At 72.8% G+C, this 13,193-nt stretch carries 4 protein-coding genes; 3 read left to right on the forward strand and 1 reads right to left on the reverse strand.

Going from position 1 to position 13,193, the window contains the following annotated elements; translation table 11 throughout:
- Positions 1–53 precede the first annotated feature (53 nt).
- Both KY5_RS21065 and KY5_RS21070 read left to right on the forward strand, forming a co-directional pair.
- Positions 54–7,946 (forward strand): glycine-rich protein, encoded by a 7,893-nt coding sequence (locus tag KY5_RS21065; protein WP_159072571.1) that lies wholly within the window; start codon positions 54–56, stop codon positions 7,944–7,946.
- A 53-nt stretch (positions 7,947–7,999) separates the two neighbouring features.
- Positions 8,000–9,031: an AI-2E family transporter gene (locus KY5_RS21070; RefSeq protein ID WP_098243714.1), complete on the forward strand. Its 1,032-nt coding sequence runs from the start codon at positions 8,000–8,002 to the stop codon at positions 9,029–9,031.
- Between the two features lie 9 nt (positions 9,032–9,040).
- Here the strand turns inward: KY5_RS21070 and KY5_RS21075 are convergent, their stop codons facing one another.
- Complete coding sequence (locus KY5_RS21075) at positions 9,041–11,242, reverse strand: ATP-binding SpoIIE family protein phosphatase (protein WP_098243715.1); 2,202 nt, start codon at positions 11,240–11,242, stop codon at positions 9,041–9,043.
- A 165-nt stretch (positions 11,243–11,407) separates the two neighbouring features.
- Between KY5_RS21075 and aspS the strand changes: the two genes are divergently transcribed.
- On the forward strand, positions 11,408–13,186 hold the full coding sequence (gene aspS, locus KY5_RS21080) for an aspartate--tRNA ligase (RefSeq protein ID WP_098243716.1): 1,779 nt from the start codon (positions 11,408–11,410) through the stop codon (positions 13,184–13,186).
- Positions 13,187–13,193: the final 7 nt, after the last annotated feature.

Below are 13,193 nucleotides of genomic sequence, written 5' to 3' on the forward strand. Positions count from 1 at the left end.
AGAGTGACTGCTGCGGTGTGCGTCCGGCAGCCGAGTCCGAGAGCGGGATCGCGATGCCCCCCTTCAGACGTCCGCAGGCGCCCGCCCCCACCCTCCGGCGCCTCCAGGTGCTGGGGCTGGTCCTCGCGCTCCTGATGTCCCTGCCCTACTGGGCCGAGGTCAGCAGCGCGCTGGGGGTGTCGCGCGGGGCGCGCGCGGTCGCGGGCGAGGGCAAGTACCCCGTGGACCGGCAGGGCCGCGTCCTGGCCGAGGTGCGGGAGGGGAAATCGGTCCGCTGGGTCGTCAACCTGCCCGACCTGGCGGCGGGCCGGGGCGGGGAGTCCCGGCTCACGGTGAAGGACACGATCGACGAACGGCTTGCGTACCGGCCGGGATCCCTGCGGACGCCACCGGGGGTCACGAGCCAACTCGCAGCGGACAAGCTCCTGTTGACCGGACGCTATCCCGACGGCGTGGAGGGCCATGCCACGGTCGCCGCCGCGCCCTTCGAGGGAGGCAGGGCCCGGGTCGAGCTGAGCCCGGCCGACTTCTACGCGGACGGGCTTCCCACGGCCTCGCACGTACGGGGCTGGGGCGTGGTCCGCGTGGACGGCGCGGCGACCGGCGTGCGGACGAAGGTCACGGTGCGGGACGCGGCGGGGAGGCCGGTCGCGGGTTTCGTCCAACGGGTGGTTTCGGGTGGCGTGTTGGACCTGAGTGGCCTCGGGTATCCGGTGCATCGCGCGGCCGGTACGTCGTACGACACGTCGAAGGTCACGGTCACGGCGAAGGGCGGCGAAGGCGGTGCGGGTGCCCGGATGGTGGTCGCGTTCAGTGGTGACGCGCCCCAGGTCTCCTACCGCACACGGGTGTTGAGGACCGGTGCCGAGAGCGGTGAGGTGCAGGGCCGGGCCGACGCGGTGGTCGACGGCAGGCGGCGGGCGCTGGCGGCCGCTCCGGTGCGGGTGGTCGTCGCCGTGGGGAAGCGGCCGGTGCGGCGTACGGAGGGGTCGCGGGGGCCTGTGGCGTCGAAGAGCCCGGCGGGTGCGTCCGGTTCGCCCCGCGCGCCACGTCCGGCACGCTCACTGAACACGCCCGGTCCACCGAGCGCGGGCGGCGCCGAGGGCTCCCGGGGCCGCCGCGCCACGGAGTCGTGCACCCCGGACACCGGCTTCACGCACTGCGTGCGCTACACGTCCAGCGGGGCCGACCAGACCTTCGCCGTACCGGCGGGGGTGAGCAGGCTCGACGTGCGGATGTGGGGCGCGGGCGGCGGACACGTGTCGACCTCGGTGCGCACCAGGGGCGGCGGCAGCGCGGGATTCACCAAGGGCACGGTGGCGGTGACGCCCGGCGAGAGCCTGAAGGTGACGGCCGGCGCCGGCGGCACCATCAGCAGCGGGAGCAGGTCCTACGGGGGCGGCGGACTGGCCGGGACCGGCGCGAACTTCGCCGGTGGCGGCGGTGGCATGAGCGCCCTGTGGCGTACGACCGCGCCTCTGCTGATCGCGGGCGGCGGTGGTGGCGGGCCCGGCTCGACGGGCGGCACCGGCGACACCACCAACGCGGGCGGCGGCGGTGGCGGCGACACCGGCACCTACGTGGCCAACACGGACGGTCGGCAGGCGTGGTGGGGCAGGCAGGACGGGGGCGGGGTCACCGGCTCGACGGCGAACTGCGCCACGGCCCCCAAGGTGGGGGCGAAGTTCCAGGGCGGTGACGGCGGCGGCAACCCCGTCGTGGTCGGCCAGCCCAACGGCGGTGGCGGTGGTGGCGGCGGCTACTGGGGCGGCGGCGGTGGCGGGTGCGCCGCCAACAACACGTCCAGCGGTGGCGGCGGTGGCGGCGGATCCGGCTACGTCGGCGGTACGGGGGTCAGCGACGCCACGACGACGGCCGGTGCCTCGGCGACCGCCGCGAGCACGGACACCGCACCCGCGGGCGCCTCCGACGGGCAGTACGTGTCCGGTGTCGGCGTCGGTCGCGGTGCCAACACGTCGCACGTCGGCGGGGCGGGCATGGTGGTGATCCAGTACCGGGTCAAGGTCGGCCTCTCGATCACCAAGACACCGGCGACGGGCACGTACACGCCGGGATCCCCGCTGACGTACACGATCACGGCCACCAACAGCGGTCCCGCCCCGGCCGTCAGCGCGCGGATCACCGACCGGCTGCCCGACGCGCTCAAGGCGTTCACCTGGAGCTGCGCGGCGACCGAGGGCAGCTCGTGCGGCAGTACGACGACGGGGAGCGCCACCATCGACCGGCAGGTCGACATCGGGGTGGGCGGCAAGGTCACGTACACCGTCACGGGGACCGTGCCCGCCGACACGACGGGGCGGCTGACCAACAGCGCCTTCGTGACCAGACCCGCGGACTCGGTGGACGACAACTGCGACGCTTCCTGCCGCTCCGACTCCGCCCTGACGGCCGAGCCCAAGGCCGGACTTGAGATCACCAAGGTGCTGCTCACCTCGCCCGTCGTGCCGGGGCAGAAGGTCGAGTGGCGGGTCTCGGTGAAGAACAACGGTCCTTCGAAGGCCCGCGACGTCGTCGTCAAGGACGCCGTTCCCGCGGGCGTGAGCGCCACCACGATGGACGGCGCGTCCGTCTGCACGCTGGCGGACGGCCGTTACGCGTGCCCCGCGGTGGACATCGACCGAGGTGCGACCAAGTCCTGGACGCTGGAGGGCCGCCTCGACGCGGCCGCGACCGGCGCGCCGGAGAACACCGCGACCGTGACCGGAGGCCCCGACCCGAGCGCGAGCGAGCGCACGGCGGTGGCGTCGCCCTCTTCCGCGAGTCCGCAGGCCAACCTCCAGATCAGCAAGGTGCTCCAGACCTCGCCCGTCGTTCCGGGACAGGCCATCTCGTGGCGGGTCACGGTCTTCAACGCGGGCCCTTCGCTCGCCCGCGAGGTGGTCCTCAAGGACCGGGTGCCCGCCGGGGTGACCGGGGCGACCATGGACGGCGCGTCCGACTGCGTGCTCGCTGCCGGGGAGTTCACTTGCCCCGCCGTACAGATCGAGCCGGGCCGCAACCGCTCCTGGACCCTGCGGGGCACGCTGGATCCGGACGCGACGACGACGCCGACGAACACGGCCCGGCTGACGGGCGGCCCCGACCCGAGCGCGACCGAACGGACCGCGGTCGCGTCGCCGACGGCGTCCCCGGAGCCGAGGGCGCACCTTGAGGTCACCAAGGTGTTGCTGACCTCGCCGGTCGTGCCCGGCGAGAAGATCGAGTGGCGGGTGACCGTCAAGAACGCCGGGCCCTCGCGGGCGCGGAACGTGGTGGTCAGGGACGCGGTACCGGCCGGTGTCGATTCGCCGTCCATGACGGGGGATTCGGTCTGCACGCTCGCCGACGGGACGTATGCGTGCGCGGCGGTGGAGATCGCGGCGGGTGCGACGAAGTCGTGGACGTTGAGCGGCACGCTGGACGCGGACGCGACGGCGACGCCGAGCAACTCGGCGACGGTGACGGGCGGTCCCGACCCGAGTACGGGTACGCACACGGCGGTGGCGTCTCCGAGCGGGAGTCCTGGGGCGCGGGCGCGCCTCGAGGTGACGAAGGTGTTGCTGACCTCGCCGGTCGTGCCCGGCGAGAAGATCGAGTGGCGGGTGACCGTCAAGAACGCCGGGCCCTCGCGGGCCCGTGACGTCCAGGTCAGCGACACCGTGCCGAGCGGGGTCGCGAAGGCGTCGATGACCGCCGACTCCGACGGCGCCGACTGTCCGGTCACCGGGGGCGTCGCGAAGTGTGCGGCGACCGACCTTGCCGTGGGTGCTGCCAAGGCGTACACGCTGAGCGCGACCCTGGACGCGGGCGCCACCACCACGCCGACGAACACGGCGACCGTGACCGGCGGGCCCGACCCGAGTGCCGCCACGCGTACGGCCGTCGCCTCGCCCAGCGGGTCCCCCGAAGCCCGCGCGCGGCTGAGCATCTCCAAGGTGCTGCTGACGTCGCCGGTCGTGCCGGGCGAGAAGATCCAGTGGCGGGTGACCGTCAGGAACAATGGGCCTTCGCTGGCCCGGGACGTCGTCGTACGCGACGAGATCCCGGACCAGGTGGTGGGCGCGAAGCTGACCGACGACGCCAACCGCGCGGCGTGTCCCGTCACTTCGGGCACCGCCGTGTGCCCGGCGGTCCAACTGGCCGTGGGTGCCTCCCGGTCGTACACCCTGGAGGGCACGCTCGCCCAGGACGCGGACGGCGTGCCGGAGAACACCGCGACGGTCACGGGCGGGCCCGACCCGGACGGTGCCACGCGCACGGCGGTGGCGTCGCCGTCCGGCAGCGTCGCCCCGAGGGCGGACGTCACGGTCACCAAGACGCTGGTCACCTCGCCGGTCGTGCCGGGGGCGGACATCGAGTGGCGGGTGACGGTCACCAACAACGGCCCGTCCAGGGCCAAGAACCTGGTCGTACGCGACCGGATCCCCACCGATGTGGACGAGCCGCGCTTCCGCGGGCCTGCCGACGAGGCGTGCCCGGTCACGGACGGCGAGGCGGTCTGCGAGCCCTTCGACCTGGCGGTGGGCGCGTCGCGGTCGTTCACCCTGGACGGCACGCTCGACCCGGACGCCACCTCCGCGCCGCGGAACACGGCACGGGTCACCGGAGGACCCGGCCCGAGCGCCACCGAGCGCACGGCGGTCGCCTCCGCCACCTCGGCCGCGCCCCGGGCGTCCCTCGTCGTGACGAAGGTGCTCGTGACGTCGCCCGTCGTGCCGGGCGGGGAGATCACGTGGCGGGTGACGGTCAAGAACAACGGGCCTTCGCGGGCACGGAACGTGGTGGTCGAGGACACGGTTCCGGCCGGCGTCGACTCGCCCGCCATGACTGGGGACTCGACCTGCACGCTCACGGAAGGGACGTACGCGTGCGCGGCCGTGGAGATCGCGGCCGGTGCCTCGAAGACGTGGGCGCTGAGCGGGACCCTGGACCCGGACGCCACGACCACGCCGAACAACTCCGTGCGGGTGACGGGCGGTCCGGACCCGAGCGCGAGCACGCGGACGGCCGTGGCGTCCCCGACGGCCTCCCCGCAGGCGCGGGCGCGGCTCGAAGTGACGAAGACGCTGGTCACCTCGCCGGTCGTGCCGGGCGAGAAGATCGAGTGGCGGGTGACGGTCAAGAACAACGGGCCTTCGCGGGCGCGTGACGTGGTCGTGCGGGACCGGGTGCCCGACGGCGTCGAGGGAGCCGTGATGCGCGGCTGCGCCCTGACGTCGGGCGAGTTCGTCTGCGAGCCGGTGGAGATCGCCGCGGGTGCGACGAAGTCGTGGACGCTGAGCGGGACCCTGGATCCGGACGCGACGGCGGCGCCGGTGAACACGGTGACGGTGACGGGTGGTACTGATCCGCGTACGGGTACGCATACGGCGGTGGCGTCCCCGTCGGGCTCGCCGGACGGGAGTGCGCGGCTTGAGGTGACGAAGGTGCTGGTCACCTCGCCGGTCGTGCCCGGGGAGAAGATCGAGTGGCGGGTGACGGTCAAGAACAACGGGCCTTCGCGGGCGCGTGACGTGGTCGTGCGGGACCGGGTGCCGAGCGGGGTCAAGAAGGTCTCGATGAGCGGGAGTTCGAGCTGCGCGCTCGCGGGCGGTGAGTACACCTGCGACGCCGTGGAGATCGCCACGGGTGCCTCGAAGACGTGGACGTTGAGCGGGACCCTGGACGCGGACGCCACGACCACCCCGTCGAACGCGGTGACGGTGACGGGCGGGCCCGACCCCGGGACGCCCACCCACGCGGTGACCGCGACGCCCACGGCCTCGCCGAGCCACCGCACGTCCCTGGTCGTCTCCAAGGTCCTCGTGACCTCCCCGGTGCTGCCGGGGCGGCCGGTCCAGTGGCGGGTCACGGTGACCAACAACGGGCCCTCGGACGCCGGGCTCGTCAACGTCGTCGAGCGGGTGCCCGCCGGGGTCACGGACCACTCCATGAGGGGTGACGGGGCGTGCGCTCCCGGCAAGGAGGACGACAGCTACCTCTGCTCCGTCGACGCGCTCGCGGCCGGTGCGTCCGCCACCTGGACGCTGACCGGCACTCTGGACGCCGATGCCAAGGCGGCGCCCGCCAACACGGTCACCGTGATCGAGGGGCCGGTGCCGAGCCACACCGACGACACCACCGGCAAGAAGGCGACCGCGAGCCCCGTCGCCGCGCAGCGCGTCGAGCTGTCCAAGCGGGTGGACCGCACGGCGGTCGGCGCGGGCGGCACGGTGACGTACACGATCACCGCGGCCAACACCGGAGGAAACGACGCCGGCGGGGTCACCGTCCAGGACGACCTCGCAGGGGTCGTGGACGAGGCCGCGTACAACGACGACGCGAAGGCGACCGTCGACGGCGAGGCGACCGCGAACCGGCCCTCGTACGCGGCGCCCCTGCTGACCTGGACGGGAGACATCCCGCGCGGCAAGAGCGTCGAGATCGTCTACACCGTGACGCTGCCCAAAACGTTGCGCACCGGTACCGACCGACGCCTGGTCAACGAGGTGAGCAGCGAGACCCCGGGGTCCACCTGCCGCAAGGCCGTCGCCGCCGCCGCGTGCACGACCAGCACCGGAGTGTCCGACACGACGCTGAAGAAGTCCGTGTCGCCGGGCCGTCCGCAGGCGGGCGAGAAGGTGACGTACACGGTCGAGGTGCGCAACGCGGGACGGGCCGACAGCAAGGGCTACACGTTCACCGACGACCTCGCCGACGTCCTGGACGACGCGCGCTGGAACGGTGACGCGGCCGCCGACACCGGTCCCGAGCCGGTCTTCGACGTGGGCGCGAAGAAGCTGACCTGGACCGGTGACGTCCCGGCCGGAGAGGTCGTGACGATCACGTACTCGGTGACCGTCGGCAGCCCTCCGGGGGGTGACCAGCGGCTCACCAACCGGGTCACCTCACCGAAGCCCGGGTCCAACTGCCCGCCCCGGCCCGCGCGTTCGGGCCCCGAGTGCGCCACCGGCACCACCGGGGACGACGGCGTCGTCAGACGGCTGCGGATCGCGCACACGGTCGACAAGGCCGTGGCGAGGCCGGGCGAGAAGGTGACGTACACGGTGCGGATCACCAACCCGGGCAGCGCGCCGTACGAGCGGCCCGCCGCCACGGTCGGCCTCGACGAGGTCCTGGACGACGCCACGTACAACGGCGACGCCGCGGCCGACGTGGGCGAGGTGAGGGTCACGGGCGCACCGAGCGGGCGCGCGCTCCTCGCGGCCCGCGCCGACCGCGCCGACGTCCGCTGGAGCGCGGCGCGGCTCGCCCCGGGCGAACAGGCCGTGGTGACCTACTCGGTCACGGTCCGCAAGCCGCTGAGCGGCGACGCGACGATGACGTCCTACGCCTTCACGCCGGGACAGCCCAGCAACTGCCCCGTGGACGACGACTCGCGTCGTGAATGCCTGGCGCGTACGACGATCAAGGGCGACGCGGCCGCCGCGCTGACGTACGCCAAGTCCTACCAGGGGCCGCACGAGCCCAGGCCCGGCGACGTCGTGACGTACACCGTCATCGTCGCCAACCGGGGCGAGGGCGACGCGAAGGGCGCCGGGTTCACCGACGACCTGTCCCGGGTCATCGACGACGCCGCCTACCTGCGGGATGCCCGCGCCACCGGCGGCAGCGTCTCCTACGCGGCGCCCGTGCTGCGCTGGAGGGGCGACGTGGCGGCCGGGCGGGCCGTATCGGTGACGTACTCCTTCGAGGTCAGGAAGGCCGAGCGGCTCGGCGACAGGACCCTCACCAACCGGATCGTCTCGACCGGGCCCGGCGGCAACTGCCGCGCGGGCTCCGGCGATCCGGACTGCGGCGTCACCGGCGTCGTCGTCAGGCCGGGCCCCGTCCTGCCGCCCACCGGCAGCCGCGCGCTGCTGTACGGCGGGGCGGCCGCGCTGGTCGTGCTCTCGGGTCTTGCCCTGATGCTGATGGTGCGGACGCGGCGCAGGGGACGGGTGTAGCGGGCGGCCGTACATAACGTGCGGGTTCCGCGGGGCCGTGCTCGGGTAGGAGGGTGAGCACCCTTCTGCCCGAGCCCGCGCGCCGCACCGCCGCCTGGTGCGTGGTCGCCCTCCTCGTCACCGGCGTGGCCGCCGTGGGGATCTGGCTCTGCGTCACCCTGAAGACGGCCGTCACGCCGGTGCTGCTCGCGCTGCTCGGGACCGCGCTCCTCGGTCCGCTCTACCGGCGGCTCGTCCGCATGAAGGTGCAGCGTTCGCTCGCCGCGGGGCTCACCTGCGCGGCCGTCGTCGCCGTCGTCGGCGGGGCCACCTACGTCGTGGTCAAGGCGCTGATCGACAGCGGCGACCAGATCATCGCCTCCCTGAAGCAGGCCGCCACCGACCTGTCGAAGTACTTCGGCGCTGCGGGCACCTCGCTCGACGACATGGCGTCCAACGCCAAGGAGCTCTTCGGCAAGTTCGGCGGGACCGCCGCGTCCGGGGTGATCAGCGGGCTCAGCACCGTCGGCGAGATGATGGCGATGGCCGTCCTCGCGCTGCTCCTCGTCTTCTTCTTCCTGCGCGACTCGGAGCGCGCCATGGGCGCGCTGCGCTCGCTCGCCCCCGGTGGCAGCGCCGACACCATCGAGGCGATGGCGCGCCGCGCCTTCGAGGCCATCGAGGGCTTCATGCGGGGGACCACGATCATCGCGTTCATCGACGCCATCTGCATCACCGTGGGGCTGCTCGTGCTGCGGGTGCCGGGCGCGTGGGGGCTCGGCGCGCTCGTCTTCGTCGGCGCGTACATCCCCTACCTCGGGGCGTTCCTCTCCGGCGCGGTCGCCATCCTGGTCGCCCTCGCCGACCGGGGCTTCGCCATCGCGCTCTGGGCGCTCGGCGTGGTCCTCGCCGTGCAGGTGCTCGAAGGCCACATCCTCCAGCCGATGATCCAGAGCCGTACGGTGCAGATGCATCCGGCGCTGGTGATGCTGGCGATCACGGCGGGGGCGTCGGTGGCGGGGATCCTCGGCATGCTTCTCGCGGTGCCGTTGACGGCGGCGGCGTTCGGGATCTTCTCCGAACTGCGCGAGCGCTACGCCCCGTAAGGGGCCCCCTCAGAGGCCCTCCGCGTCGGACGCGCCCGCGTCCTCGTACAGTTCGAACCAGATGCTCTTGCCGTCGCCCCGTGGGTCCACGCCCCACGCTCCGGCCAGGAGCTCCATCAGGACCAAGCCCCGCCCGGACGAGGCCAGTTCGCCGGGGCGGCGCTTGTGGGGCAGGTCGTCGCTGCCGTCCGCGACCTCGGCGCGCAGGCGGCGGGCGCCCGGTTCGCCCGTGACCTCGGCGACCAGGAGCGCGTCGCCGTCGGTGTGCACGAGGACGTTGGTGAGCATCTCCGAGACCATCAGGACGGCCGAGTCGACCTGGTCGGCGTCCGCCCAGTCGTGCAGCAGGTCCCGCAGGTGGCGGCGGGCGCCCGCGACGCGCTCCGGTTCGGCCTGGGCGACGGTCAGGACCGTGCGGCGCGCGTCCGTGTGCTGCTCGGTCCGGCCCGTCCTGCTCAGCAGGAGCACCGCTATGTCGTCCTCGCGCCGGTCGGCGAGCGGTCCCGTGGTGTGGTGCGAGGAGGGACCGTGCACGGCCTGCACGAGGGCGTCGGCGAGCCGCTCCAGACCCTCGCCGTCGCCGGTCGCGCCCTCGGCGTCGTACTCGTACTCCTCCAGGATCGCCCTGATCCGCGCCCAGCCGCTGTCGAGGTCGTGGCCGCCGGTCTCGATGAGGCCGTCGGTGCAGATCAGCATCGTCTCGCCGGACTCCAGGACGAGGCGGGTCGTCGGATAGTCGGCGTCGGGGTCGATGCCCAGCGGCAGGCCGCCCGCGGTGGGGCGGAGCAGGACCGTTCCGTCACTCATGCGTATCGCGGGCTCCGGGTGGCCCGCGCGGGCCATCTCCAGGACGCCCGTGGCGGGGTCCGCCTCGACGTACAGGCAGGTCGCGAAGCGCGGGTCGTACTCGGTGGCCGCCGCCGTGCCGCTGCCGCTGGACCCGTAGGTGAGGGACTCCGTGATCCCGGAGAGGAAGCGGGTGGCGCGGGAGAGCACCGCGTCCGGGCGGTGGCCCTCGGAGGCGTACGCGCGCAGGGCGATCCGCAGCTGGCCCATCAGGCCCGCGGCGCGCACGTCGTGGCCCTGCACATCGCCGATGACGAAGGCGATGCGGCCGTTGGGCAGCGGGATCATGTCGTACCAGTCGCCGCCCACCTGGAGGCCGCCGCCGGTCGGCACATAGCGGGCGGCCACGCTCATGCCGGGGATCTTCGGCCCGAGCGTCGGCAGCATGGAGCGCTGGAGGCCCTCCGTCAGCTCCCGCTCGGACTCCGCGACCCCGGCCCGCGAGAGGGCCTGCGCCAGCATCCGCGCGACCGTCGTCAGGACGGAGCGCTCGTCGGGCGTGAACGAGACGGGGTACGTGAACGCGGCCATCCACGCGCCCATCGTGCGGCCCGCGACGGTCAGCGGCAGGAACGCCCAGGACTGCCGCTCGAAGCGGCTGGCCAGCGGCCAGGCGGCCGGATAGCGCCTGCGGTAGTCCTCCGGCGTGGAGAGGTACACGGCGCGTCCCGTGCGGACCACCTCGGCGGCCGGGTAGTCGGTGTCCAGCGGCATCGCGGAGAAGGGGCCGTCGTCGCCGGGCTGGTGGCCGTGGTGCCCGATGATCGTCAGGCGCTCGCCCGCGACGCCGAAGACCGCGAGGCCGTCCGGCGAGAACCCCGGCATGGAGAGCCCGGCGGCGACCCTGAGGACCTCCTCCGTGGACCGCGCCTCGGCGAGCGCGCGCCCCGCGTCGAGCAGGAACGCCTCGCGGGAGCGGCGCCAGTCGCCGGTGACGGGCGTGCGGGCGGCGGTGCCGGGGGCGGGCTCGGTGACTTCCTGGAGGGTGCCGATCAGTTCGTACGCCTCGGTAGCGTCGTGCAGCACGGGCTTGGAGCGGCTGCGGACGGTGCGCAGGACCCGGCGCCCCGTGTCGTCCATGATCCGCAGGCGGGCCTCGGCGAGGGTGCCCTCGGCGACGGCGAGCTGGACGGTGCCGTAGATCTCGTTCCAGTCGACCGGGTGGAAGCGGGAGCGCACGGCCGCCTCGGTGAGCGTCTGGGCGTGCGGGGGCAGGCCGAGCAGCCGGGCGGCCTCGGCGTCGAGCGTGACGGTCCCGGACGCGTTGTCCCAGCGCCACAGTCCGGTCGCGATGGCGGCCAGGACGTCCCGTACGGGAGGCAGGGAGTCGTCCCCCACCTGTAGGAGGGGATCGTCGGTGCGCATTGACCCACTTTAGGAAGATGTACAGGGAAGGCGCCACCGAGCCCCGTCGTTCCCGGGGCCCCGGGAGGGTGGCGCCCGCGGATATCCGGAAACCGATCTTCGACCGGACGGTAGCCTTGGGGAGGTCTGCTCTCTCCCCTATTCGCGAAGACTGGATGAACGACGATGCATCGGTACAGGTCCCACACCTGCGGCGAGCTCCGCGCCTCTGACGTCGGCACCGACGTCCGGCTGAGCGGCTGGCTGCACAATCGCCGAGACCTGGGCGGCATTCTGTTCATCGATCTCCGCGATCACTACGGCATCACGCAGCTCGTGGCCCGTCCGGGCACCAAGGCCGCCGAGGTCCTGGACAAGCTGTCCAAGGAGACGGTCGTCCGGGTCGACGGCAAGGTCGTCTCGCGCGGCACGGACAACGTGAACCCGGAGCTGCCGACCGGCGAGGTCGAGATCGAGGCGAGCGAGGTCGAGGTGCTCGGCGCCGCGGGCCCCCTCCCCTTCACGATCAACGCCGAGGACGGCGTGAACGAGGAGCGGCGCCTGGAGTACCGCTTCCTGGACCTGCGCCGCGAGCGCATGCACCGCAACATCATGCTGCGGTCCTCGGTCATCGCCTCGATCCGCTCGAAGATGGTCGCGCTCGGCTTCAACGAGATGGCGACGCCGATCCTGACCGCGACGTCCCCCGAGGGCGCCCGCGACTTCGTCGTCCCCTCCCGCCTGAACCCCGGCAAGTTCTACGCGCTGCCGCAGGCCCCGCAGCAGTTCAAGCAGCTGCTCATGATCTCGGGCTTCGACCGCTACTTCCAGATCGCACCGTGCTTCCGCGACGAGGACGCGCGCGCCGACCGCTCGCCGGGCGAGTTCTACCAGCTCGACGTCGAGATGAGCTTCGTGGAGCAGGAAGACGTCTTCCAGCCCATCGAGAAGCTCATGACCGAGCTCTTCACGGAGTACGGCGGCGGCCGCGAGGTCACCTCGCCGTTCCCGCGCATCCCGTTCCGCGAGTCGATGCTGAAGTACGGCAACGACAAGCCCGACCTGCGCGCCAAGCTCGAACTGACCGACATCACGGACGTCTTCGAGGGCTCCGAGTTCAAGGCGTTCGCGGGCAAGCACGTGCGCGCCCTTCCGGTGCCGGACACGGCGTCGCAGTCCCGCAAGTTCTTCGACGGCCTCGGTGACTACGCGGTCGAGCAGGGCGCGAAGGGCCTGGCCTGGGTGCGCGTCGCCGAGGACGGTTCGCTGACGGGCCCGATCGCCAAGTTCCTGACCGAGGCGAACGTGGAGGAGCTCACCAAGCGCCTCTCGCTGGCCCCGGGCCACGCCGTCTTCTTCGGCGCGGGCGAGTTCGACGAGGTCTCCAAGATCATGTCGGCCGTGCGCGTCGAGGCCGCCAAGCGCGCCGGGCACTTCGAGGAGGGCGTCTTCCGCTTCTGCTGGATCGTCGACTTCCCGATGTACGAGAAGGACGAGGAGACGGGTCGCATCGACTTCTCCCACAACCCCTTCTCGATGCCCCAGGGCGGCATGAAGGACCTGGAGGAGAAGGACCCGCTGGACATCCTCGCCTGGCAGTACGACATCGTCTGCAACGGCATCGAGCTGTCCTCCGGCGCGATCCGCAACCACGAGCCCGACGTCATGCTCAAGGCCTTCGAGATCGCGGGCTACGACGCGGAGACCGTCGAGCACGAGTTCGCGGGCATGTTGAAGGCGTTCCGCCTCGGCGCCCCGCCGCACGGTGGCATCGCGCCCGGCGTCGACCGCATCGTCATGCTCCTCGCGGACGAGCCGAACATCCGCGAGACGATCTCCTTCCCGCTCAACGGGAACGCGCAGGACCTGATGATGGGGGCGCCGACGGAGCTTGATGAGGCGCGGCTGCGTGAGCTGAACATTTCGCTGCGCAAGCCTGTGGCGCAGAAGCCTGCGGCGCAGTAGCGGATGT

The sequence above is a fragment of the Streptomyces formicae genome (genome assembly GCF_002556545.1).
GTDB lineage: Bacteria > Actinomycetota > Actinomycetes > Streptomycetales > Streptomycetaceae > Streptomyces > Streptomyces formicae_A.

Excerpts from the sequence above, each read along its gene's own strand:
- aspS (WP_098243716.1), top strand. The coding sequence starts at position 11,408 with ATGCATCGGTACAGGTCCCACACCTGCGGCGAGCTCCGCGCCTCTGAC.
- KY5_RS21075 (WP_098243715.1), bottom strand. The coding sequence starts at position 11,242 with ATGCGCACCGACGATCCCCTCCTACAGGTGGGGGACGACTCCCTGCCT.
- KY5_RS21065 (WP_159072571.1), top strand. The coding sequence starts at position 54 with ATGCCCCCCTTCAGACGTCCGCAGGCGCCCGCCCCCACCCTCCGGCGC.